Annotated in this window: 28 protein-coding genes and 1 riboswitch; of the genes, 2 read left to right on the top strand and 26 right to left on the bottom strand. The window is 40.7% G+C overall.

The window, feature by feature from the left end:
* Positions 1-15: 15 nt before the first annotated feature.
* Together GQY27_RS18190 and pth are read right to left on the bottom strand one after the other, a co-directional pair.
* Entirely contained in the window at positions 16-246 is a 231-nt protein-coding gene (locus tag GQY27_RS18190) for an anti-sigma-F factor Fin (RefSeq protein ID WP_160036675.1), read from the bottom strand.
* A gap of 85 nt (positions 247-331) precedes the next feature.
* Positions 332-892, bottom strand: coding sequence for an aminoacyl-tRNA hydrolase (gene pth, locus GQY27_RS18195; RefSeq protein WP_160036676.1), 561 nt, complete (start codon positions 890-892; stop codon positions 332-334).
* A gap of 162 nt (positions 893-1,054) precedes the next feature.
* On the opposite strand from pth, the gene GQY27_RS18200 reads away from it, so the two are divergent.
* Positions 1,055-1,255 (top strand): hypothetical protein, encoded by a 201-nt coding sequence (locus GQY27_RS18200; protein ID WP_160036677.1) that lies wholly within the window; start codon positions 1,055-1,057, stop codon positions 1,253-1,255.
* Positions 1,256-1,334: 79 nt separating this feature from the next.
* Here GQY27_RS18200 and GQY27_RS18205 read toward each other — a convergent pair whose 3' ends face one another.
* From GQY27_RS18205 to GQY27_RS18265, 13 genes are all read right to left on the bottom strand, one after another.
* A complete protein-coding gene (locus GQY27_RS18205; RefSeq protein WP_160036678.1) occupies positions 1,335-2,288 on the bottom strand; it encodes a ribose-phosphate diphosphokinase in 954 nt (317 codons plus the stop codon).
* 88 nt (positions 2,289-2,376) lie between these two features.
* Complete coding sequence (glmU, locus tag GQY27_RS18210) at positions 2,377-3,774, bottom strand: bifunctional UDP-N-acetylglucosamine diphosphorylase/glucosamine-1-phosphate N-acetyltransferase GlmU (RefSeq protein WP_160036679.1); 1,398 nt, start codon at positions 3,772-3,774, stop codon at positions 2,377-2,379.
* A 232-nt stretch (positions 3,775-4,006) separates the two neighbouring features.
* Positions 4,007-4,291 (bottom strand): septation regulator SpoVG, encoded by a 285-nt coding sequence (gene spoVG, locus GQY27_RS18215; protein WP_047914164.1) that lies wholly within the window; start codon positions 4,289-4,291, stop codon positions 4,007-4,009.
* Between the two features lie 172 nt (positions 4,292-4,463).
* Positions 4,464-5,297: a pur operon repressor gene (purR, locus tag GQY27_RS18220; protein ID WP_160036680.1), complete on the bottom strand. Its 834-nt coding sequence runs from the start codon at positions 5,295-5,297 to the stop codon at positions 4,464-4,466.
* Positions 5,298-5,412: 115 nt separating this feature from the next.
* Positions 5,413-6,267 carry a 4-(cytidine 5'-diphospho)-2-C-methyl-D-erythritol kinase gene (ispE, locus tag GQY27_RS18225; RefSeq protein ID WP_160036681.1) on the bottom strand — a complete coding sequence of 285 codons (855 nt, stop codon included), beginning with the start codon at positions 6,265-6,267 and terminating at the stop codon, positions 5,413-5,415.
* Positions 6,268-6,442: 175 nt separating this feature from the next.
* Positions 6,443-6,619 carry a small, acid-soluble spore protein, alpha/beta type gene (locus tag GQY27_RS18230; RefSeq protein WP_105406382.1) on the bottom strand — a complete coding sequence of 59 codons (177 nt, stop codon included), beginning with the start codon at positions 6,617-6,619 and terminating at the stop codon, positions 6,443-6,445.
* A 254-nt stretch (positions 6,620-6,873) separates the two neighbouring features.
* Positions 6,874-7,152, bottom strand: coding sequence for a biofilm formation stimulator Veg (gene veg / locus GQY27_RS18235; protein WP_160036682.1), 279 nt, complete (start codon positions 7,150-7,152; stop codon positions 6,874-6,876).
* Between the two features lie 253 nt (positions 7,153-7,405).
* Complete coding sequence (gene yabG / locus GQY27_RS18240) at positions 7,406-8,314, bottom strand: sporulation peptidase YabG (protein ID WP_160036683.1); 909 nt, start codon at positions 8,312-8,314, stop codon at positions 7,406-7,408.
* Positions 8,315-8,415: 101 nt separating this feature from the next.
* Entirely contained in the window at positions 8,416-9,297 is an 882-nt protein-coding gene (gene rsmA, locus GQY27_RS18245) for a 16S rRNA (adenine(1518)-N(6)/adenine(1519)-N(6))-dimethyltransferase RsmA (protein WP_201450757.1), read from the bottom strand.
* A gap of 13 nt (positions 9,298-9,310) precedes the next feature.
* Positions 9,311-9,856 carry a ribonuclease M5 gene (gene rnmV / locus GQY27_RS18250; RefSeq protein WP_160036685.1) on the bottom strand — a complete coding sequence of 182 codons (546 nt, stop codon included), beginning with the start codon at positions 9,854-9,856 and terminating at the stop codon, positions 9,311-9,313.
* A 166-nt stretch (positions 9,857-10,022) separates the two neighbouring features.
* Positions 10,023-11,219 (bottom strand): resuscitation-promoting factor, encoded by a 1,197-nt coding sequence (locus GQY27_RS18255; RefSeq protein ID WP_160036686.1) that lies wholly within the window; start codon positions 11,217-11,219, stop codon positions 10,023-10,025.
* Between the two features lie 271 nt (positions 11,220-11,490).
* Positions 11,491-11,706: riboswitch (cyclic di-AMP (ydaO/yuaA leader) on the bottom strand.
* Positions 11,707-11,895: 189 nt separating this feature from the next.
* A complete protein-coding gene (locus GQY27_RS18260; RefSeq protein ID WP_160036687.1) occupies positions 11,896-12,660 on the bottom strand; it encodes a TatD family hydrolase in 765 nt (254 codons plus the stop codon).
* 61 nt (positions 12,661-12,721) lie between these two features.
* Positions 12,722-14,002 carry an HD domain-containing protein gene (locus GQY27_RS18265; RefSeq protein ID WP_160036688.1) on the bottom strand — a complete coding sequence of 427 codons (1,281 nt, stop codon included), beginning with the start codon at positions 14,000-14,002 and terminating at the stop codon, positions 12,722-12,724.
* Positions 14,003-14,351: 349 nt separating this feature from the next.
* Between GQY27_RS18265 and GQY27_RS18270 the strand changes: the two genes are divergently transcribed.
* Positions 14,352-14,606 (top strand): AbrB/MazE/SpoVT family DNA-binding domain-containing protein, encoded by a 255-nt coding sequence (locus tag GQY27_RS18270; protein WP_047914173.1) that lies wholly within the window; start codon positions 14,352-14,354, stop codon positions 14,604-14,606.
* Between the two features lie 199 nt (positions 14,607-14,805).
* Here GQY27_RS18270 and rsmI read toward each other — a convergent pair whose 3' ends face one another.
* The 11 genes from rsmI to GQY27_RS18325 all read right to left on the bottom strand — a co-directional run bounded on the left by rsmI (position 14,806) and on the right by GQY27_RS18325 (position 24,109).
* Positions 14,806-15,693 carry a 16S rRNA (cytidine(1402)-2'-O)-methyltransferase gene (gene rsmI, locus GQY27_RS18275; protein WP_160036689.1) on the bottom strand — a complete coding sequence of 296 codons (888 nt, stop codon included), beginning with the start codon at positions 15,691-15,693 and terminating at the stop codon, positions 14,806-14,808.
* Positions 15,690-16,460 (bottom strand): tRNA1(Val) (adenine(37)-N6)-methyltransferase, encoded by a 771-nt coding sequence (locus GQY27_RS18280; RefSeq protein WP_160036690.1) that lies wholly within the window; start codon positions 16,458-16,460, stop codon positions 15,690-15,692. The genes rsmI and GQY27_RS18280 overlap by 4 nt, the downstream gene beginning before the upstream one ends.
* 77 nt (positions 16,461-16,537) lie before the next feature.
* Positions 16,538-16,906 carry a DNA replication initiation control protein YabA gene (gene yabA, locus GQY27_RS18285; protein WP_160036691.1) on the bottom strand — a complete coding sequence of 123 codons (369 nt, stop codon included), beginning with the start codon at positions 16,904-16,906 and terminating at the stop codon, positions 16,538-16,540.
* 29 nt (positions 16,907-16,935) lie between these two features.
* Entirely contained in the window at positions 16,936-17,736 is an 801-nt protein-coding gene (locus GQY27_RS18290; RefSeq protein WP_160036692.1) for a PSP1 domain-containing protein, read from the bottom strand.
* 142 nt (positions 17,737-17,878) lie between these two features.
* Complete coding sequence (holB, locus tag GQY27_RS18295) at positions 17,879-18,853, bottom strand: DNA polymerase III subunit delta' (RefSeq protein ID WP_160036693.1); 975 nt, start codon at positions 18,851-18,853, stop codon at positions 17,879-17,881.
* A gap of 231 nt (positions 18,854-19,084) precedes the next feature.
* Positions 19,085-19,528 (bottom strand): YaaR family protein, encoded by a 444-nt coding sequence (locus GQY27_RS18300; RefSeq protein WP_160036694.1) that lies wholly within the window; start codon positions 19,526-19,528, stop codon positions 19,085-19,087.
* Between the two features lie 51 nt (positions 19,529-19,579).
* On the bottom strand, positions 19,580-19,909 hold the full coding sequence (gene darA, locus GQY27_RS18305) for a cyclic di-AMP receptor DarA (protein WP_160036695.1): 330 nt from the start codon (positions 19,907-19,909) through the stop codon (positions 19,580-19,582).
* A gap of 141 nt (positions 19,910-20,050) precedes the next feature.
* Positions 20,051-20,686, bottom strand: coding sequence for a dTMP kinase (gene tmk, locus GQY27_RS18310; protein WP_160036696.1), 636 nt, complete (start codon positions 20,684-20,686; stop codon positions 20,051-20,053).
* A gap of 151 nt (positions 20,687-20,837) precedes the next feature.
* Positions 20,838-22,352 (bottom strand): aminotransferase class I/II-fold pyridoxal phosphate-dependent enzyme, encoded by a 1,515-nt coding sequence (locus GQY27_RS18315; RefSeq protein ID WP_160036697.1) that lies wholly within the window; start codon positions 22,350-22,352, stop codon positions 20,838-20,840.
* A gap of 247 nt (positions 22,353-22,599) precedes the next feature.
* Positions 22,600-22,797 (bottom strand): sigma factor G inhibitor Gin, encoded by a 198-nt coding sequence (locus GQY27_RS18320; RefSeq protein WP_160036698.1) that lies wholly within the window; start codon positions 22,795-22,797, stop codon positions 22,600-22,602.
* Between the two features lie 931 nt (positions 22,798-23,728).
* A complete protein-coding gene (locus tag GQY27_RS18325) occupies positions 23,729-24,109 on the bottom strand; it encodes a hypothetical protein (protein ID WP_160036699.1) in 381 nt (126 codons plus the stop codon).
* Positions 24,110-24,382: the final 273 nt, after the last annotated feature.

Raw genomic sequence — 24,382 nt, forward strand, 5'->3', positions numbered from 1 at the left:
GTTCATAAACGTAGCTTACTGCAAAGGACTTGCAATTAGGCTAAGCTCTGGATGGTCCATAATTGCTTCCGTACAATAGCTGCAGGTAATACTAACAATCTGCTCGCCTTTTGAATTATAGGCAATTATATCTTGCCGCTCTGAAGGGGTCAAGAAATGAAGGCCTAATCGAACCTCTGTCGTAAGATCCGCCTCGATACTTCCTATAGATGAGCGGCAGTGACGACAAACATAATGAATTTGCATAGATATGCCTCCTGAAAAAGATTAATATCTTTAGTCTTTCCAGGAGACTGCCAGTTTAGCCCATTGATCAGAATAGAATTAAAAATTAGCCGTTGAATTTAGCCATCGTTCTCTCAAATGTTTCCTTCATTGCATACTCCAAAGCATCACACGTAGATTCAATCATTGAAGTCAGTGCCTCTTTTTCCTTCTTTGGAAAGTTGGAAAGGACGTAATCAACAATTGCATGCCCTGGTTCCGGTCTTGACACACCCATGCGTATTCGGTTGAACTGCTGAGTACCTGTATGCTGAATGATGGATTTAATACCATTATGTCCGCCCGCGCTTCCTTGATACCGAAGTCGTATTTTTCCAACCTCTGTATCCATGTCATCGTAGACCACAATTAAATCTTCCAGCACAACCTTATAATAATCCATATAAGCTCGGACTGTTTCTCCGGAGAGATTCATATAGGTCATAGGCTTAATCAGAACTGCTTTTTCTCCTTGGATCATTCCTTCTCCAATAAGCGCCTTACACTTGCTCTGATTAATAGATATATGATGGCGTTCTGCTAAGGCATCCAGTGCCATAAATCCAACATTATGTCTTGTCTTAGCATATTCAGAACCTGGATTCCCAAGTCCTACAATCCATTTCATATTATGCTCCTCCTTCCTCTTTAGATGAGTAACGAACAAAATATCAAAAAAGACATCACTAGATCCGCTGATGTGGACTTACGCTCTTTTTCACTTTACAATAAAAACAATTGTATACAGCGGGAAGCGAGTAATAGCGACCGATGAAAGGGTGACCCGGTTATGCGCCACGATATAGAACGTTTAACGCAGCTGTCCCAGTTTCAGCATCATATGGAACAGGCCATACCGGTACAAGTGTATGACCGAGACAGACACATTGATATTGGTTACATCACTCATTACGATGAACATTTTGTGGAGGTTGGCAGTGTTTTATTTAACCGTGCCTGCCACTACTTTATTTCAAGGCCAGGGTACTAAAATCAGTTCATACGCCGACAGGGGTTACAATGTCTTATCCAAGACATTGTAACCCCTCTTTCATGTTAACTATGCAGAACTATTCAATTTCGAACAATTTACTAATCGACAATTCCTCATGAACCCGGATAATAGCTTCGCCCAGTAGCGGTGCTACAGAAAGCACATTCAGCTTATTCGTTGGATTTGGATGAGTAATCGGAATGGTATCCGTCACTACAACTTCCTTAAGCGGTGAGTTCTCCAGTCGTTCCATAGCAGGTCCGGAAAGAACGGGATGAGTACAGCAAGCGTATACTTCTTTCGCTCCGCCTTCCATCAATGCATTCGCACCAAGAACAATCGTACCTGCTGTATCGATAATATCATCAATCAGAATTGCTGTTTTACCTTCAATGTTACCGATGATATTCATCACTTCACTTACATTCGGTTCAGGTCTGCGCTTGTCAATAATAGCAAGTGGCGCATTCAGGAAATCAGCCAATTTTCTTGCGCGTACAACGCCGCCATGGTCCGGAGATACAACAACCGGATTCTCAATCTGCTTGGAGCGGAAGTATTGTGCAATAATTGGAACTGCAAGCATATGATCTACAGGGATATCAAAAAATCCTTGAATCTGCATTGCATGCAGGTCCATAGCAATAACACGTGTTGCTCCTGCTTTTTCAATCAAGTTTGCTACGAGTTTAGCCGTAATTGGATCTCTAGAACGTGCTTTACGGTCTTGTCTTGCATATCCATAATACGGAATAACTACGTTAATTGTTTTAGCAGAAGCACGCTTTAGTGCATCAATCATAACAAGCATTTCCATCAAGTTGTCGTTAACTGGCAAGCAAGTGGATTGTACGATATACACATGGCTGCCACGTACACTCTCTGAAAGTTTTACTTGAATCTCGCCATCGCTAAAGCTTGTTGTATGAGACTCACCCATTGGAATTCCGATGTAGTCGGCAATTTGATGTGCGAGTTTCGGGTTTGAGTTACAAGTAAATATTTTTAGTTTGGAATCAAAATAAGTCATAAAATAGAAAACCTCCGTGCTGGTTCATTGGAATCGATTTTAGTTCTGCTCATAAAAGTCGGCGCTGTTCGTATAGAACAGCATTTCATTATGAATTTTTGTTGTTTTTCTTAGCTTTGGCACGGGCACGTATCTTATCTGCGTATCCCGGCTTATTTTCTTGACGGACTCTTGCAATAGCAAGGTCATTATCTGATACAGAGTGCGTAATCGTTGACCCTGCAACGACATAAGCGCCTTTGCCTACTTTAACAGGTGCAATTAAATTCACATTACTTCCTACAAAAGCGTCATCTTCAATTTCTGTAACAGACTTATTATAACCATCGTAGTTCACAGTTATTGCTCCGCAGCCGATATTTACATTCTTGCCGACGGTAGCATCTCCAATATAACTCAAATGTGATACTTTTGAGCCATTATCAATGGTCGCGTTTTTGATCTCTACAAAATCACCGATCTTAACATTTTCACCAAGTTTGGATGCTGGGCGTAAATATGCGAATGGACCCACGGAAGAACCGTTCCCCACTTCTGCTTTACTGAGTACAGAATGTTTAACGGTGACGTTATCGCCGATTGTACTGTCTTCAATATCGGTATTTGGACCAATGATGGAACCCTCACCAATTACTGTGTTGCCTTTAAGCATGGTACCCGGATAAAGAACAGTATCCGAACCAATCGTAACATCAGCGCCAATATACGTAGATGAAGGATCAATAATGGTTACTCCATTCAGCATATGTTTGCGCACAAGACGTTGTCTCATGAAACCTTCTGCCTCAGATAGAGCTACACGATCATTTACACCAATGGATTCTGCAGCATCATGTGTCATGTATGCTTCAATGGTTTCTCCCGCTTCACGGAAAATACCAATCACATCAGTAAGGTAATATTCTTGTTGTGCATTATTATTTGTTACTTTATCCAAAGCTGCAAACAGCTTAGCATTATCGAAACAATACGTACCTGTATTGATTTCTTGTACAGCATCTTCTTCCGGACTGCAATCTTTTTGTTCTACAATTTTAGTTACAGATCCTTCGTTGCTGCGAATCACACGGCCGTAGCCAGCTGGATGATCCATATGTGCTGTCAGCACCGTCGCCGCTGCTCCGCGAGACTCATGGAGCTCCATCAAACCTTCTAGTGTTTCTTTTGTTACCAAAGGAGTATCTCCACAGATCACAATTGTGGTTCCTTCTTCTTTGCCAAGCATATCCTTAGCCATCTTAACCGCATGTCCTGTACCGAGCTGTTGTTCCTGTAGTACATAGTCAGCTGCTGAACCAAGATATGATTTTACAGCTTCAGCACCGTGACCTACAACAACAATATTACGTGTTACCCCAGCTTTTCCTACTGTATCCAAAACATGACCAACCATCGGTTTGCCACATACAGGATGGAGTACTTTATATAGCTTCGACTTCATACGTTTTCCTTGCCCTGCAGCAAGAATTATAGCCATTCTTTTCAACAATCCCGACCTCCTACGCTGTAATTGTAATGTTATCCACTCTAATTCCAAAAAAGGATCTCAGGACTATTCAACAGTGAATTGGGCGCAAACAATTATACCCTAATCCTTATCTTCAGGAAGGGATGCAACTTCGCTCAATCTTACTCATTAAAGAATATACTTCATTATTGAAAAAAAGAAAAGAGAGCCATAGAATGACTCTCTTTTCTTTCGAACCCCAATAATGTTATTATGCGCCTTCTTCGATAACCTCTTCTTCAGTTGCGGCGCGCTCATATTCAGCCAATACAGCAGCCTGAATCTTCTCGCGAGTCCCTGAAGAAATCGGATGGGCGATGTCACGGAATTCTCCATCTGGAGTCCGCTTACTTGGCATAGCAACGAACATTCCATTGTTACCGTCAATAACTCGAATGTCATGAACGACAAACTCATTATCAATAGTAATCGAAGCTATTGCCTTCATTCTCCCCTCAGAATTAACGCGGCGGAGTCTGACATCTGTGATCTGCATGTGTGTTCACCACCTTTTTCCATCGGAACTTGGTGTAATAATTCCACACAACATGCAAGATTTCCTTCTTTTTACTGCTACAAAATGTCCTAATTTTAGGAATTTTTTTGCGGATGAGCCGATTTAGTACATTTTCGACAAAAATAGTGTAAACTCACCAAAAAACAGCAAATTATTGAAGAGTATTAAAGTAATTTCCAGGCTTCACTGTAATCTGCTTTGTTTTCGCATCAACAGCAGTTAACGTCGCTAGGGAAATATAATCATGGAGCAGGCGTTCCTCCGAATCTACCGTTCCTGATTCAACCAATACACCTACACCTGCGACTTCGGCATTAAACTCCCCAAGGAGATCAATCATCCCTTGGACCGTTCCTCCTGCTTTCATAAAATCATCTACAATAAGCACACGAGATTTCTCAGGCAGTGCTCTTCTCGAAAGAGACATCGTATGAAGGCTTTTATGAGAACCTGATACATAGTTAATGCTTACAGCTGAGCCTTCAGTCACCTGATGGTCTCGTCTAACAAGAACAACAGGAAGATTCAACTGAGAGCCTACCGCATAAGCTAAAGGGATTCCCTTTGTTTCTACCGTCATAACTGCATCAATCTCAAGACCTGAGAAAGCAGTGGCAAGAATCTTACCAATTTCATTGACCACAGACGGTTGTCCCAGCAAATCGGACATGTATAGATATCCGCCCGGTAAAATCCGGTCAGGCTGTTCTAACTTACCGCAAAGCTGCTTAATAAAAGAGAAAGCCCGTTCTTGAGACATTTTCGGCATGAATTTCACGCCTCCTGCAGCACCTGCAAGAGTCTGCAAATCTCCCATGCCCTCTTCTTCAAATACTTCCTTAATGATAGCTAAATCTTCGCTTATAGACGACTTCGCAGCTCCATATCGTTCCGCAAAAGTAGTAAGCGGAATTAAGGTATGCGGTCTAGAGAGCAAGTATTGTGTCATTTCAACCAAACGTGCACTACGTTTCAATTTCTTCACAGACGATTCCTCACGATCTACTTCCAAATCCGAATATTTGCTAATAAATATATCATTTTGTACGTATTTGTACAATGCAACAAATAAAAATAGCGCTATATTTGGAAAAATTATTCTAAGTTAGTAATCTTATTGCATAAACTTCTTTACAGAAGCCACGCAGCCCGTTGTAAATCCTCGGTACTTTCGATTCTTTGGAGACTAGTCCAAATACAGTCGGTCCGCTGCCTGACATCAATACACCATCCGCGCCAAGACGCAGCATGGCCTCCTTCAATTGACCTACTTCAGGATGAAGTTTTAAAGTAACATCTTCTAAAACATTACCAAGTTCCTGGCAAACCCCTGAAAAGGACTGATTGCGAATAGCCTCTTCCATTCTTTTGGCCGAAGGATGATGTGTAATGCGGTCGCTTCGTACACGTCCATAGACCTCAGCCGTCGATACATTGATCGGCGGTTTCGCGAGGATAACCCAGCACTGAGGAGGATTTGGCATCATCGAGAGTTTTTCTCCTCTTCCTGTAGCAAGAGCGGTTCCTCCTGTTATACAGAAAGGGACATCAGACCCAAGCTCTGCGCCTAGAAGTCTAAGCTCTTCATCAGAAATGCCGAGACCCCAAAGTTTATTTAGTCCTCGCAGTGTTGCAGCAGCATCACTGCTTCCCCCTGCTAGTCCTGCAGCAACTGGGATTTTTTTATCTAAATGAATATAGACGCCTTTCTTGACGTTATATCGCTCTTTTACTAGTCTGGCAGCCTGAAAGGCTAAATTCTTCTCATCAAGAGGGATATATCCCGCCTGGCTTGAAATCATGATGGTATCACGAGGCATTTCCGCCATCTCGATTCGGTCAGCAAGATCGACCATTGTCATAATCATCTCAACTTCATGATACCCATCGTTTCTTTTATGTAATACATCCAGCATTAAATTAATTTTTGCAGGAGCTTTTTCGTAAATTTTCAAGGCGTTCACCCACCCTTAGCTTTTCCCTCAAGACAACTTAACATATTATATCAAAATGACGCTGTCAAGTCATTCTGTCGATCTTAGACTAACTTCTACCTGCTCAGTAAACGTTAGGAATGAAGTATATAGAAAAGACCCCCATGTTTCAGGGAGTCTAATGCTATTATTCCTTCTAGGACTTTCTCGCAGCCTGTTCAGCAAGCTGAATGGCTCGCTTCACCATATTCCCTGCGTCCTTAGCCTTGATACCTCCCCAGCCTTCCTGCTGAACGGTATCATAAAACCCCAAGTCTTTTGCAAGCTCATTCTTAAGTTCCTCTGACATTACACTGCGTCTTCTGCGGCTCATGAAGGTTCCTCCTTATAAGGGGACTGATAATTTCCTGCACCATTAGTATCTCTGTAGTACAGAAACAATATGCATTAACACTTATGACCATTCACTGCTGCTTAATAAGGTCTAAGCCAATAGTAGGGTTATACTGCTTAGTAAGATAAAATAACGGGCTATAAAGACACGACCTTCTCGTAAAACCTCTCCTCATACAAAAAAATGGCCTCACCCTGCTTAAACAGGATAAGACCACCTTACAAAAATCATGCCTACACTTCGGTATACGATATTTCACTTGCAACCTGCTCAGGATCAAAAATAGAAACTTGTACAGATTCAGTTAAGATATCGGCGTAACTGTAAGACACTCGTTTAAACGTTTGTTGTTCTTGATCTAGCTTGACAATAAAAACAGAAGGGTACGTTTCTTCGAGTACACCGGTCCGCTCAATTGTCTTACGGCGTCCGCCGTTCGCACGAAGCAAGATCTTCTGACCAACGTGAGCGTCGAGACTTCGTTTAATATCCAATAGCGTATTTTTAGCCATCGTGTAACGACCACCTCTTTCCTCTTGTCCATTATACAACGTTTCATATGTAATGTCAAATCAAATAAATAATTATATCAGTATCAAAAATATGTTGTCAACGAATTTTTTAGCGGAATCTAAGTTTATTCCAATCATTTTTATGAAACATCACTTTTCGTTTTGTTAGTATGTTGTTATACGAAATAAAAAAACAGATCCCTTTAAAGGAATCTGTTCTCAAGAAAGCTTCAAATGGTTCACTCGCAGATCTTTAGATTGCAGCCGGTGTAACCTTTAAAGTCGATAAATCTTGTAATGGAGGCAGCCCGATTCGGTAACTTCCTTTGGATTCAAGACCGCCAATTCCTTCACTTCCTGTAATGGTATGATGGACGATGTCATTCATATTCATTGTATCTTTAACAGAAGTAAAAGCAGCCTTAGCCGCCACGTACACCGGATCAAGAGCATGAATTAGCACTCGGCTAGGTGAACTAGCAAAATTAGCACCAGCACGGATCAGCGCCTCAAAATGAGACTGACATGCCCCCGCGACAATAGTGAGTGCATCAAGATGCCACTCATATTGTCTTGCTACTTGTATAGCAGCAATGAAATTAGCTGAGTTTTTATAATGATTGATGTTATATAGATCGTACGGCTGTCTACTCTTCAAAACACCATCATGTCCTGTGATAACAACAATATCTGGACGGGAACGCGGCAGTAAGCGGTAAAGAGTATCTGCCATAGAGGCTTCCTGTACAAAATGTCCTTCAGCCGGTACACGCAGCTTTTCGTAAAGCGCCATGCTTTTCTTTAAGTAATTAGGGTCTCCATCCAAATGTAGCACCTTACCTGGCATCTCAAAATAAGAGGGAGTTTCCGCCTTTACTGCTGTATGGTTCCAATCATCAATAAGTCCTGCCTGATTACGCTGCGCCTGTTCCTTGCGATGCTGCTGAAGCAGCGAATACGATTCATTGGCTTTTATATGAGCCAACCTTGTTTTTTTCGTCTCTGGTTCGTATGGCACTTTCACCAGATCATCCAGGGGGGAATCGGCAAGAAGCCTAAACTCGGTTCCTTTAATCACCGCTTTATCCTCCTGGAGGCCCTCTACCCGGAAAGTAACGTCACCACCGTACGACTTCCGAATGACCAAGTCTCCTAAATTCATCAACATTATCACCTCTAACCCTATGGTATGGGCATCCCCCTACTTTGGTTCGTAGGTGATAAAAAATATGGATTCTTAGATTGTTGGACCAAAATTTCAGTTTACTCCGTACCTATGCCTGCTTCCAGTAAAACAGCACTCAAACGAGCATACTCCTCAATACTGAGTGTTTCCCCGCGTCTAGTCGGTTCAATACCTGCCTTAAGCAGAAGCGGTTCTAATTCATCTTTGTTTTCTTTTGTAAAGAAACGACTTTTCAAGTTGTTTGCTATCGTCTTCCGCCGCTGAGCAAATGAGGCATGGACCACTTCGAAGAAGTGTTTTTCGCTTATTACCTCAACAGGAGGCTTCTCCCTTACCTTCAATCGAATAACGGCAGACTCTACATTAGGCTGAGGTATAAAGACGGTATGCGGTACGATGCACACTAGCTCAGGCTCACTGTAATATTGCACAGCAATACTCAGAGTACCGTAATCTTTTGTTCCTGGAGATGCAGCCATTCTCTCTGCTACCTCTTTCTGAATCATAACCACAATATTGTCGATGGGTAGCTTCTCTTCGAGCAGCTTCATCAGAATAGGAGTTGTCACGTAATATGGAAGGTTAGCCACGACGCTGACTTGATCGACGTCACTAAAATTTTCTTTAAATAAAGCAGGTAAATCTGTTTTAAGAACATCACCGTGATGTAAATATATATTAGGATAAGGTTCAAGTACTTCTCGCAAAATCGGAATCAGGCGCTGATCAATTTCCACTGCGGTTACTTTCTTAGCTGCCTGCGCCAGTTTTTCAGTCAGTGCCCCGATACCTGGTCCAATCTCCAGCGCACCTTTGTTTTCATCCAGATTTGCAGCATCTACAATTTTGTGGAGGATGTTCTGATCAATAAGAAAATTTTGTCCCAAGCTTTTCTTGAAAGAAAATCCGTGTCTTGCAATAATCTCTTTTGTCCGCCTTGGTGTTGCAATTTCATCCATACTCTTCACATTCTCACAATCCTTTTTGTTCAATTTGCTCAAGTGCATTTACAAACTCTTCACGACTTATCTGAAACATCGTCAATCTTTTATATAGTTGTTTTCCATTACAATAACCAATTCCTAAAATGTTACCAAGCTCCATACGCCGAGCGGCAGCATCTGGATGTACTATAAGCCCTGCTTCGATCAAGTCCTGCCAGTCAATAAGCGGCTTAGCTGCTTCATACGCTGTATGAGCTCGGGATAATGCCTCACGAATCGCTTCCGGTGAAGCATTCTCAACGCCAATATCGCCTTTACGAGTTGCATCTTTTTCTTTTATGAAAGCATGACTTACCCCGGGGATTTTATTCGCTATTATTTTACGAATGCGTTCTCCAGCATGATCAGGATCTGTAAGTACAATTACACCCCTTCTCTGCTGGGCAAGTTCGATTTTTCTTAAAATTTGAGCATTAATAGCAGAGCCTCCCGTTTCAATGGTATCTGCATCTACAGCCCGTTTAATTGCTACAGTATCATCTCTGCCTTCAACGACAATAATTTCTTTAATCATGACCGCTTGTCTTCCTTTCTAAACAAAAAGAGAAGAGGAAAATTTCCTCTTCTGCATGTAAGAGGCAAACGATAGACCTGTGGTCTAAACTTCCGTTCACCTTATATAGCATCACCGAATCATGTTGTTAATACTATAGCATTAGTGATGCATTGTAAATTATATTTTAGTTCAGTTCCGGCTTCACAGGACCGATGACATACACGGTTTTTCCCTTTTTACGGCCAAAAGTTAAGGCTTGATCCAGACTGTCATAATAGACATCTATTTTATTTCCTTTAATAGCACCGCCCGTATCTTCAGCACGGCGGAAGCCAACGCCTTCAATATAGACCCACCATCCAAGTGGTATCACATTGGGATCAACCGCAATTGTGCGGCCTTCTTGTACACGAGTACCGGATGCTGTCTTAGTTCCTATGCCTTCTTCTTCTGAAGAATAAGCAGTCATAGAAACATTATTAAGTACTTTTTTCGCTTTGAAAGAAACGCCGTCTTTCGTTATTGTATCACTGCTTGAAGAAGAGGAAGATACCTTCTTCACTTTATCTGATAAAGACTTGTTACTCATATTTGTTGTACTAGCTGCTGCCACAAGTGTCTCAGGCTTAGGTTTCGGCTCTGGCTTCTTCTTGGACCCGACTGCAATGACCTTATCGACACGATTCTTCGAAACGGTCTTACCTGTCATTTTCTTGGATACAAGCTCCCCATCCTGGAACACTTTCTCGATGGTTTGAACCATCACACCTTCTTGGCCATTTTGTATTACGCGATTATCCCCTTTGTACAAGCTAGGGTCAGCAGTTTTGATTACTTTATAAGGAATCGCAACTTCTTGTTTTGCCGTTTGTTTCGTTACCCGGACAATTTTAATATTAAGATCTGTTTTCACCGCGGTGTCCACAGAAGGATATACTTTATCATCTTCTGATACCTTCACGCCCTCATTTTGAAGCGCTTCCTGGACTGTATCCTTTGTCGTATAAATTTGTTCCGTTTTTCCATCTGCTGTTACGTTCAGGGCAACAGCTCGTTTAATAGTAACTCGATCTCCATCTTGGATTGCTCCATTCAGCGGCATCGAAATCTCATCATGGGGGCCTACCGTTATTGCATGCTCATCCAGCACTTCATTAAGCATACCCTCACGAGTTTCCAGCGTTTGGACCTTACCATCCACGACTAGTGAAATTTCCTTACCTCCCTGACTGTAAACAATAAGAGAGATCATAACTAACAGTGCGATTGAGAAGATTGCGACTAATATCATTTGACGCAGATTCTCATGCTTCCATCGCAACGCGTAAGACTTGCTGGATGATGGTGACTCATGGGTCTCCTCTGGTTGGAAATTTCCCACTTACTCCGTCCTCCTTCGTAGTCCCGCCGTCAAGAGTAATGCATGATTGTATTTTGACGCGACTATAACATTTGTATACAGAATCAGATTGCTTCTGTTTCTGCACCATGTGCCACTCTTCGCGGCATGATGTTTCCTCCTGTTAACCAACAGTATGACGAGGTTGTAACTTTTATTCTCCTAAAACAAAAAGCCAGTAGAGAGTTTATGAGGAGCTCTCTCATGGCTCCCGGATAAGATCATAAGAATAACCGGAAACATCATACGCGAGTTTACCTCTTTATACGCTTACGGAGTTAGCTGTCGGATTAGGACGTAAGAGTCGCCCTGGATCAGGTCATTAGCTCATGGCTAGTGCCTTTTCCTTCACCCCAAGACTCAAAATGAAATCAAATAGGATGGTCTAAATTATAAAGCTAAACGCTTGTAAGACCATCTTATTGGTTCCCCCGTTCTTCCGTTTTGAAGAATTCAGCGAGAATAACACACGAAGTGAATACTTCAACATTTCACTGAAACGATGATATCCTGTTTGTATGCATGTTGTAAAGCGGTATTCAAGTGCGTTTTTCTAAATAAATGGTTAAAACTTTGTAATAAACACGTAAAAAGCCTTCCAAAAAGGTGAATCGCTCTTGTTTACTCACTATTTCATCTGTTTTTCTCCAAATATGAACTATATTCCAAATAGTTCCAGTGCATTTCGGGTCGTAATCTCCCCGATTTCCTCTACAGATACCCCTTTTAAAGCTGCTGCTGCTTCTGCCACAAGCGCCACATGTCCCGTTTCATTTCGCTTTCCGCGATATGGATGCGGAGTCAGGTAGGGAGAGTCTGTCTCAATTAATAATCGATCCATAGGAACTTTGGCAAGTACCTCTTTCGGCTGTTTGGCATTCTTGAAAGTGATAGGTCCCCCAAATGAAAGATGGAATCCCATATCAAGACACATTTGTGCCGTTTCCCAGCTTCCTGAAAAAGAATGCATAATCCCGCCGATCTCATGGGCTTTTTCTTCTCGCAGAATTTTTACGATATCCTCATGAGCATCTCGATTGTGAATGATAATCGGCATCTTAATTTCTCTAGCAAGTCCAATTTGACGCCGTAAAACCGTATGCTGAACTTCTTTTGGAGATGTATCCCAGTGGTAGTCTAGTCCAATCTCCCCGATTGCTACCACTTTCTCATGCTCACACAAAGAAGCGATCCACTCTAGGTCTCCATCCTTCATTGTAATGGCATCAACCGGATGCCAGCCAACAGCTCCATAGATGAAATCGTACTTTTCGACAAGTTCCATGGTTGTTGGTATCGTTTCGCGGTTAAAACCGATATTCACCATCCGAGTTACTCCTGCATCGAGAGCACGCTGGATCACTTCTTCTCGATCATTGTCAAACTCTGCTGCATCTAAATGTGTATGTGTGTCAAATAACATCGTTTTGTGCTCCTCTCTTGCTCATAATAAAAAGTATCTATTCTAAAAAAAACATTCATGTTCAGGAAAATATTTTTGCGATCTGAGGTGGAAGTTGACCAAGAACTTTCCTCACTTTTTCTTCTGGAAAGTATAAATGATACTTGCCACGCTGAATGCCGCTGATGGAACGAACAATTTCCGATACTTCTGAGATATCGCGCAGCCGTTCCTGTTTGTCTATGATAATAATTTGCTTTTGGCTATCCTCATCATCCGGACGAAACACATCATAAGGCAGATCAGATGGAAAATCAATTTCCAGGTCATATCCTGGATTAAGGCCCACGTCTTCAAAAGCCTGTGTGATTTCCGTAATTTCGTCAGCTGACATAAGATCCACTTCTACATATTTATACAGTTTCCGATCTAAAAATCGCGTACATAAATCTCGTAGTAATTCATCCTTCTCTTCAGTCCACTGGTTAAATGCGGTTTGTATAATGGACTCATCAATACGAAGATATTCTTGTACCGTAATATCCCCTTTAATGAGGGAAAGGAGTGAGGGTAACATAAAACCGAATGAATACTCGCTTTGAACCAGCTCTTTTGCTCTTCTAAAAATTTGACGAAGAATAATTTCTGAACTGCGGGTTACAGGATGAAAATATACTTGCCAATACATTTGATATCGCGCCATAAGATAATCTTCTACAGCATGCATTCCTGAATCCTTTACGACAACCCTGCCATGGTATGGACGCAACATTCTTAAGATTCGATCAAGGTCAATCGTGCCATAGTTTACCCCCGTGTAATAAGCATCTCGTAATAAATAATCCATACGATCTGCATCAAGTGGACTCGACACAAGGTTTACTACAATTGGTTTATCGTAGGTCTTTTCAATAACTGAGGCTATCTTCTCTGGAAAATCAGGTGCAACCGTTCTTAGGATCGCTCCGATCTCCGTATCTCCCATAATAATTTTACATGTCCACTCTTCATGGTTCATATTAAATGCTTCTTCTATCGAATGTGAAAAAGGGCCATGACCCACATCATGCAGCAAAGCCGCACAAAGTGCGATTAGTTTCTCTTCTGTAGGCCAATCTTTATAACCACTTCGCTCAAATTGTGAAATAATTTTCCTCGTAATTTCATAAACACCTAGCGAATGGGAGAAACGGCTATGTTCAGCTCCATGAAAAGTCAGATAGGAAGTCCCCAGCTGTCTAATTCGACGAAGACGTTGAAATTCAGGGGTGTTGATTAGCTGCCAGATAATTGGATCTTTAACATGCACATAATTATGAACTGGATCTTTAAACACTTTTTCTTCCGTTAGTTTTAATTGCATATGTCTCAATCCTCCTCAAGATAATGAATTAAAATTCAATTGCGCGCAATACTTACAATAATTTCGACTTATAGTCAACTATTTATTATTTTTTTCGACATTTTACGACAATTTGTGTCGAATTAGGCTGTAGTTTTGATTTCCAAATCGACAAGCGTTATAATAGTAAAAGCGACAGTGAAAATCATAGATAAACCAGTCCTTTTCATACATGCTCATTAAATATTAAACTAATAAGTCATTTTTAATGTTGACTGATTTGGGAATGGTTGGTATGATGATTAGCATAAAAGATAAAATAATGTCGAATAATGCAATTATAAGTGATGGCGAGAGGAGCAACAAATTGATGATGAAATCTACAGGTATTGTAAGAAAAGTTGATGAACTAGGACGGGTGGTTATTCCTATCGAGCTGCGTCGTACACTAGGCATCGGAGAAAAAGACGCTCTGGAAATCTATGTTGACGGAGAGCGCATCATGCTTAAGAAATATGAGCCTGCTTGTATCTTCTGTGGTAATGCTGAGAACGTAACTTACTTCAAAGGAAAAATTGTTTGTCACGAATGTATTTCTGAAATCCCAGCACCTGTGACAAATTAAAGAATATTGGTTATAAAAGATGCTATAGAAAAGCTATCATTTTAAATTAAATTATAGATATCTCTATTTTATATATAGTGCTTTTCTTTTTTTGATTTTAGTCTTAACTACGGTTATCTCTAACCTTTTTATAATTCTTAATGCCTTCCTCGGTCACTATGTAACCGGTGAAGGCATTTTTTGATATCTAAAAGTTCATTTATTCTTCTTTTAATAAAGCATTGTAGATATCTCTTTTTGATAGTCCACGATCAGATGCTGTCTTTTTCATTGCATCCTTCCGAGATAAACCTTCGTTTTCATAATGCTCTACATGCTGATCTAATCTTAGGTTTTGCCACCATTCATTTTGCAGCGTATGTTCTTCCTCAGCACTCATTCCTTCCACAATGACACAGTACTCTCCTATCGGTGGATTTTCCTCAAGCCATTCTATACATTCCTGAATGCTTCCCCTTACATATTCCTCATGTCGCTTAGTCAATTCTCTAGCAAGAACGACGTTTCGATCGCCATAACTCTCAAGTAATATGGTTAATGTTTTCAGTACGCGGTGCGGAGATTCATAGAAGATTAATGTCCCTTGGGAGTAGCCTACTGTTTCTAGAACCTTTTGCATATCTTTTTTATCACGCGGTAAGAAACCAATGAACGTAAACCTCTCTGTAGGTAAACCTGATGCAATAAGAGCGGATAAAGCTGCATTAGCACCTGGTACAGTAACAACGGGAATACCTGCTTCAATCGCCAGCGCAACGAGATCAGAACCAGGGTCCGAAATAGCCGGCATTCCGGCATCACTAACGAGCGCCAAATTTTTACCTTCTATTATATAACGTATCAGCTCAGGACCACTTGCAGCCTTATTATGTTCATGATAGCTAAATAAAAGCTCCGGACTTATCTCAAAATGACTAAGTAATTTTCTTGTCATCCTTGTGTCCTCTGCAGCAATAATGTCGCAGTCTTTCAACGTCTGTACTGCACGATAAGTCATATCATTTAAATTACCTATGGGTGTAGCAACTAAATAGAGTGTGCCTGTCTGTATCTGACTATCAAAGCTTTTTTGTACCTGAAATTTCATTTATTCTCCTCCTCTAGATTGTGCTCACCATAATAGATGTTCATAATCTCCTCACAGTATTGTCCCTCTTCGTTATAGACAATTAGAGGTGGGAGCATTCTTACATCCGGTTTTCCATCACGTAAAGCTTCGATTAGCACCATATTCGCCTCTTTATCCATCCTAGGGTGAACCATACGAATACGTTTGGGCTCCAAACGGTATTTTCGCATAAGCGTAATAATTTCACCGATACGCTGTGGTTTATGAACCATAGAAACTTTGCCGCCTGTGCGCACAAGGTGCATGCAAGCTTTTATGATATCTTCTAGTGTTCCATTCAGTTCATGCCGCGCTGTAGCTTGGTGTATACTCAGCTTAATGTCACTTCCATTGAGCGGCATATAAGGCGGATTCACTGTGATTGCATCATACTTTCCATATCCGATCTCATCCGCGAAATTCCGCACATCCCCCTCGTAAATTTGAATCTGCTCATCCAGCTGATTTAATCGCACACTTCGTCTTGCCATCTCTGCTAATCTGGGCTGAATTTCTACTGCATCAATAGAAGCTTTTGTTCGAGTGGTTAATAGAATGGGGATCACTCCGTTACCCGTGCATATATCTAAAATTTTTCCTCTCTTCGGAATTCCTGCAAACCTTGCTAAGAGGACGGCATCCATAGAAAAACTAAAAACTTCATCGCTCTGAATGATCTGTAGATCATGTGTAAGTAGATCATCTAATCGTTCAGAGGGATGTAGAACAACTTCGTTTCTTTTCATTATTATCTCTTCCCTGCCTTACCCTTAATATCGTTCCTAATCCCTAAAAAAAAACCGTAGGGAACCCCTACGGCTCATTACTTATTCAAAAATGATAGACAGAACAGACAATCGCCTTCCGTTCGTAAATGACCATAATAGACATTACAAATATGAAACCCTTCATAATACAGTCGAGCCAAGTTGTCATGACCTTCACCAACGACATCTTCTTCTGGCTCAAGGACATGAGTCTGAGGTAGTGGAGTCTTGGGTGTAGGAGCTGCCTTTTCGGCAGAAGCCCCACGTTTTAACACCTTACGAAGTTGCTCGTTCTCTAGTGTGATACGCTGATTTTCTTCGAGCAATTCCTTTACGATCATTTTCAGCTCTCCCAGATCACTGCTCATTTGTCCCATTTGTGTTTCCATTTCAAGAATGTGTGCAAAAACTGTTTTCTTCTCCAAAATCCCACCCCGAAAGCAAACATAATGGTTTACTTGATGACAACGTCATCCATTGAAAGTTCTTTCACTTTATTTATCTCAAACAACTGAACATGAATGGTTCGATTACCTGCATGTATTCCAACAACCTTACCTTCACCAAGTGAGGTAACCACAAGTTTTCCTACAGCTGGCATCTCTTCTTTAACACTCTCATAGTTATCATGCTCAAATTTCAAGCAACACATAAGTCTTCCACAAAGCCCTGAAATTTTGGTTGGATTGAGCGAGAGGCTCTGATCCTTCGCCATTTTGATGGATACGGGTTCAAAATCCCCGAGCCAAGAAGAACAACATAGTACTCGTCCACAAGGACCTATTCCTCCAAGCATTTTCGCCTCATCACGCACACCAATCTGGCGCAGTTCAATGCGAGTACGGAAAATACTTGCCAAATCTTTTACCAGTTCTCTAAAATCTACACGACCTTCTGCCGTAAAGTAAAATATGATTTTATTGCGATCAAAGGTAAATTCGACATCAACCAGCTTCATTTTGAGGCCATGGTCTCTGATTTTATTTAAACAGGTTCCAAATGCGTCCTTTGCTGCGAGCTTATTCTCTTCCACTACTTTGGCATCCGCTTCACCTGCGATACGAATGACCTTTTTGAGAGGCAATACGACGTCAGATTCCCCGACTTCCTTCTTACCTATAACTACTTTGCCGTACTCAATCCCGCGAGCGGTCTCTACAATAACGCTAGAATCCTTTTCAATAGGAAGATCGAGGGGATCAAAGTAATAAATTTTGCCCGCTTTTTTGAAACGGACACCGACTACACTGTACAAAAAATTAACCCCCTTGTATACAATAAAACCTCTATTGAAGCCTTTAAAAAAGACCGCAATCAAAGCGTAATATGTTAAGACGTTGCTAGGGTAAAGAATAAAAAAACAATATATTTATTGCTGACTAGACCCTCCTAAAGAGTTACGATGCAAGTCCAATCAAAAATTGCTCCACACATAGTTGTCCATTCATATTCGAACGCAATTTTTTCCTACATTCTGCAGCCAAATCCATATAAGAAACCCACTGCTCTGTCGAACGACTTCTTGCTATCGTAGAAATGGAACTAAGTTGATCTATAAAAATAACGTTCTCTTGCTTGCCGTAAGTTACATAAAGCATGTCCTTGAACCACAAATGGAACATATCAAACATCAGTTCAAGATGTTCAGAAAGTCCTGTCTTAAAAAGTTTCTGTTGTGCAGAAACTAGCGACATACTGCCTCTCGTCAGTGACTCTCCTCCTAATTGTAACATTACATTTCTAATTTCTGCAAACCAATTCTGGTCAAGCAGACTCTTGCATGACTCTAACCCAGAGGTTAAAAATGCGGCAGTTCTTACAAGTGCAGGTGAATATCCTTCTTTCACAAAGACCTCTTCGATTCGCTCGGGACTAAGCGCTTTAAATGGGACCTCTTGGGTCCTGGATAGAATCGTTGGAAGCATAGCTCCTTTGTTACTTGTTATTAAAATCCCTACAGCGGGTACCTGTGGTTCTTCAAGAAACTTTAGCAAGCTGTTTGCAGCCTGCGTCGTCATCTTATCTGCCTGATCTATAATGTAAATTTTACGATTGTTGTTCTCGGACCGGTAATTGAAAATTTTCTGCAGCTCACGAATCTGATCAATCTTAAGGCTGGCCCCTTCAGGCTCTATATAGTGTAGATCCGGATGGTTCCCGTGTTCCACCTTGCGACATTCCAGACACTCCCCGCACGCATCATCCTCCTGACGAGTACAATAGATCGCTTGGGCTAATGCAGTAGCCATTTGTCTCTGCCCGCTGCCCGAAGGACCACTGAATAAGTAGGCATGACTAGTTGATTGCTGCCGAAGTCCGCTTTGCAGCATTTGTTTTGCTGTTTCCTGGCCCATAATATCACGAAAAGACATGAGATGATCCTCCCCATGCTGTATTGCCGCATGAATTATGTTTGTATGACAATCCTATATAACTCAATTCTTCATAAAAAAAAGAATTACAAATCATCATCTTTATCTATTATATCATGTTCGCTGGTAATATAAATTTTAGGATGATAATAAAATTAATTACCATTTTAAAAGAAGCGCTGTATATAAAAAAAGACAAGTTAGAGTCCACTTGTCTTTCTCCACATTTATCTAAAAGCTGAGATTAATAAGCATTCCGCGAATCTCGCCTATTTTTCGAAGGAGTTCCATCTTTCCTTGTTCTGTTTGAAGCATCTCTTCAGCCATTTTGAGCAAAACCTCATCTACCTCATCTAGAAGCAGATAACGTTTCCCGCGTCCTCTACGATCCCAACCTCTAGATTCCTTCATGCTTACGCCTTGTCTTACCGTATCCTCTAGAAATCGCTTAACGAGTTGCTTATACGCTTTTAACTCACGAATCGTCATGGAACGTGCAAGCCGGTCCCCCTGAAGTTGAATTTCGTTCAATCGGCGAGTTAGCTCTTCATTCGATGCTCTCTCACCCTGTTGCTGCATCATGCTGGTAAATTCCTTATTCTGTACAGGTCTGGCACCTGAATCAGAGGGACTTATTCCATTCTGCAGCGGCCGAAATCCTGGGTTGATTTTCACAACTATCCCTGCTTTCTTCTTAAAACAAACCTAAGCTGTTTATTCCTTCTATTAGAAATGTTCAAAACGATCGACTGGTAATACGAATACGGTTGCTCCGCCCACTTGTACTTCCACCGGAAGAGGCAAATATGAATCAGTTGTTCCACTCATAGGTGTCACAGGGGTTACAAGTTGTTCTCTTACTTTACAGCTGCTGCGAATTACATTCATCACGGCTTCTACCTGTCCATCGTCTACCCCGATCATAAATGTGGTATTTCCCGCTTTTAGAAAACCACCTGTACTCGCAAGTTTCGTTGCGCGAAAGTTTGCTTTTACGAGACCGCTGGAAAGACGGTTACTATCTTTATCTTGAATAATGGCTACGATAAGTTTCATCGAAAAACGCCTCCTAAGTAGAAATTCATAATACCTAAAATGTAAATCATCTGTTCAGATCTAATCTCCACGACTTAAACAGCCTTCCTTACTGCCAGAGTCCAAACTTGCTCTGTTTAAGTCTTTATTAGACATATACCCCTAAATATCCTTTAATACGCAATCAAGGTTTGTAATTAAACTACAAAATACTTCATCAGGTGACAACGAAGCATCTATCATTTTTATTCTCTCCGGCTCATTTTCTACTAATTTCAGGTAACCTTCTCTCACCTTATCGTGGAATAAACGATTTTCCAAATCTAAACGATTAACTTCTCTATCTTGATTAGCTGCTATTCTTGCAAGTCCAATCTCTGGCTCAACATCAAAGTAAATCGTAACATCCGGAGTAATATCTTCCGTCGCAAAAAGATTAATAGAACGAATTTCCTCTACACCAATCCCTCTTGCGTACCCTTGATATGCCAGGCTGCTATCGACAAACCGATCACATAATACAATAAGCCCTTCTTCAAGTGCAGGAATTACCTTTTCGACAAGATGTTGTCTACGTGCTGCTGCATACAGAAGTGCTTCTGTTCTCGCATCCATCGCTGTATGTTCCCGATCTAAAATAATGGACCTGATTTTTTCGGCTATTTCAATACCTCCGGGCTCCCGAGTTACTAGATAAGCAATGTTTCTTTCTTCTAAATAATTAGACAGACGTGAAATCATTGTAGTTTTACCTGATCCTTCCCCACCCTCTAGCGTGATAAATACTCCTTTAGACATTGTTTCTCTCCCCTAGGTTTTATTTTTTAGCAATAAGCACAAAATTTATTAGTTCATAGATGGTTGAGAACCATTCATAACAATACGATTTGATTAAATCCACACGATCATTTCTACTAACGCGAACTCGGTCTTGAATACGGCTAGCAGATTACTCTTCTACCATAACCCATATGGTTTCTAAACCCGAATCTGCAGTACCTTGAATTTTTGCTCCTGAATCCCGTAGCTTTATCAGATGATTTCTCATATTCTCACTAATTACTTCTCCTGGATACAGTATAGGTATACCGGGAGGATAGGGAATAACCATTTCTGCACTAATTCGGTTAGATGCCTTTGTAATACTAACTTTTTCTTTTTGCTCTTTCTTTATTTTACCTAAATGGAAAGGAACAGGACAAGAATAGACAGAAGAATGCAAAATGTTCCACGTGGAAACATGATGTGTATCTGTGCTCTCTGGATTATGAGGTTGTTTTATTTCTTTAGGGCCCTCTTCTATTGATATATGCACTAAGGCCTTCAAAAGGTGCCTAGCATCCTCCTCCGAGGAGCCTAGACTAAAAAGAAGTACCACATAAGCCTCGTCACTCATTTCAGGCACACAGCCCTGCTCTTCCAGCTTACCCTGCAATTCATATCCTGTTAACAGCTTCTCTTTATCATATATGACGAGTTTAAAAGGATCCTGAACCGTATAAGCCTCCGATTCTCTCAAAGGATCCAATAAACCAAAACGGGGTAAGTCTTTGATTCCCCTTCTTACCATGTGTACAGCTGCGAGACCAGTAGAGAAGACCTTCTCACCATGCTTATGCAGATGTAAGCGGGCAAGATCAAGGGAGGCCATAATGGGATAGGATGGACTCGAACTCTGAATCATAGACAAACGCTGCTTTAGCAGTTCATGATCCATCAGGTTTCCCTGTACATGAAGCATAGCACCCATTGTCATGGCTGACAGCATCTTATGAGTGGATTGCACCACTCCATCGGCCCCTGCAGTTAAGGCAGACACAGGCAGCGAAGGATGCTGTCCATAATGCGCACCGTGTGCTTCATCCACGAGAAGCGGTACACCTGCCTTATGGCAAGTTGCTGCAATACCAGATAAATTAAATCCCATCCCATAATAATTAGGCATGGTAATAAAAACACCTTTAGCATTTGGATAAGCCTGTAGTGCTTCCTCAATCGTTGATTTTGCTGGGGCTGTAGCAAGACCGCTTGATGGATCCACCTGTGGATCTAGAAATACTGCATGTGCACCAGCAAGCATAAGACCATGAATTACTGATTTATGAACATTACGCTGTACAAGTATAAGATCTCCTGGTTCAGTGCATACCGTAAGGAGCAACGCAATATTACCTGAGGTGCTTCCTCCTACAAGAAAAAAGCTTTCCTCTGCGCCAAAACAGTCAGCTGCTAACTGCTGTGCCTCCATGATTACCGATTCCGGATGATGCAGGTCATCAAGGCCTGTAATCTCTGTAGCGTCTATTTTCATTACTTCTTGAAGCAATGTATCCTGTGTAAGAGATGAATAGACCTGCCCATTTTTATGACCAGGTACATGGTATGTATGTTTTTTTGAATTTTTATATTGAAGCAAAGCCTCGTACAAGGGAGCTTTATCTTTATTTAATTGATGGTTGTCCATTTCTTTATTCCTTCCGATTTTTTCATAGATACAACTATATTGTATTGTATTCCGATTAAAATAACATCGACCGTAGATGAAAAAGCCAATAAATGAAATAGAAATATATAATAGTAGCTAGAGATATAAAGTGCAGAGCCAAAAATACTTAATGCAAAGCCAGAAATATATATAATGCAGAGCCAGAAATATAAAAAAAGGCCTTCCCAGGCCTTTCCTAAAAGTTGAAAGAGAAGAGCATTATATATTATGCATTATTTTGTTGTAACCAAATTTGCTTGAGTTGATGAATAAAAAAAGGATATTTTGCATCTTGAGCGTCTGTGTGTACGATTTCGGTCTCGCAATCTGTACAAATAAATTCAGAAACAATAAAAATACCTTCTTCTTTAGACTGCTCACAGACAATACATTTGTGTTTAGGCTGAACTTGCTGTGCCTCCATAACTATCCCACCTTTATTTCTTTTCCTATTAGTATGGTACAGTTTCTACTATTTTAAACCTTTTCATAGTCAAACACCATTTCTTTATCATAGGTTATGCTATTCATCCTATATCGAATGGGTGTCTGTACCTATTTCTTTACAACATTTAAATTTATCCATATCATTATCCGATATACAATATATAAAAGAGGTTTCAAAAGTGGCTTAGACAATAAATGTGTCAATCAGTTCATAGGTAAGGGAGGATTTATTAGAATGCCCGAAGTCATCGGAGAAGAAGCTACATACTATCATTATCGTCTTCTACGCAAAAACTACATATCGCGCCCAGTTATCTGGAGTTATGTAAGCTTGGCCATCATTATGCTATTCATTAGCCTTCTCTTCTTCACATGGTTCGGAGTACTTTGCTATGTATTATCATTCATTACAATCGTTTGGACTCATTTCGTTATATCCCGCTCTGCCCTTCTCCTCAGTAAAAGATACTTACAGAAGTGGAGGTTCACATGGCAGCTGCCCTGGATGGGAATGATCCCAGAACAGTATGTCAATTATCGTTTTTTTTCTAAAATACACCTGCATATCACTTGGATCAGCCTGATCCTCATCTTCATTTTTATCATAGCTGCCCCAATTGCTTTCTCCATTAACTTATTATTCTGGCACTTTTGGTTGCTACTCCCTAGGCTCTACTGCATAACCTGGTTAATCCGTGAAAGAAAAGATGGTCTTATAAAAGTAACAAATCAAGATATCTCATACTACATACAGTAGGGGCTTCGTGGTAACTTACCACACCCCTAGTTGAAATATATTAATACCTATTAAAATTCAATTAACACCTAATAGTTTAGTTGCATAATGAATTTAATGAGCTTAATATGAGCTTAATGAATAAAAAAAGACCTTTCCTAATCGAAAGGTCTTAATTATTTGTATCTACGATTTTGGGTTTAATTAGTGAAGCATCTTGTGTAGGCACAAGAACGGTTAAATAACCATTATGCAAAGATAAATGTACTCTAGTTGTGTCTTTCATAAAAATACGCGGTGCTGGATCAGAAGTATCAGATTGTTCACTAGCTACGTCCTCAGTCCAACCCCACTCTATAATTTCATTTATATATTCATCCGGTAATTGATCATTCTTATTCACGCCTGGTAGCGAATATTGTATGTAATCCATTTCCGGATTAGTCGTTGCACGATCCATTCGATTAGCTTCTTCTGGGACAGGAAAACCTTTAACATTAGCTGCTTCTTCATATGACTCCCAAGAAGTTTTCTGGCTGCATCCTATTGTCATCAACAAACTCAGGCACAGCAGACAATAGAGACATAGTTTTTTGTATCGCAGCCGATATTCTCCCTTTGTTGCGAAAATGATACCACCCCTTTTATTTTATAACCCGTAGTTATTATAACTTTTTAAAAGGGTAAATCCGTAACAAAAATGTTACTACCTTCTTTCAATACAGTCTTTTTAAAAAATAAAAACCACCATCGATTGATCGACAGTGGTTCTTTGCTTGGCGACGTCCTACTCTCCCAGGACCCTGCGGTCCAAGTACCATCGGCG

It is taken from the genome of Paenibacillus sp. An7 (assembly GCF_009870785.1).
Taxonomy (GTDB): domain Bacteria; phylum Bacillota; class Bacilli; order Paenibacillales; family Paenibacillaceae; genus Paenibacillus.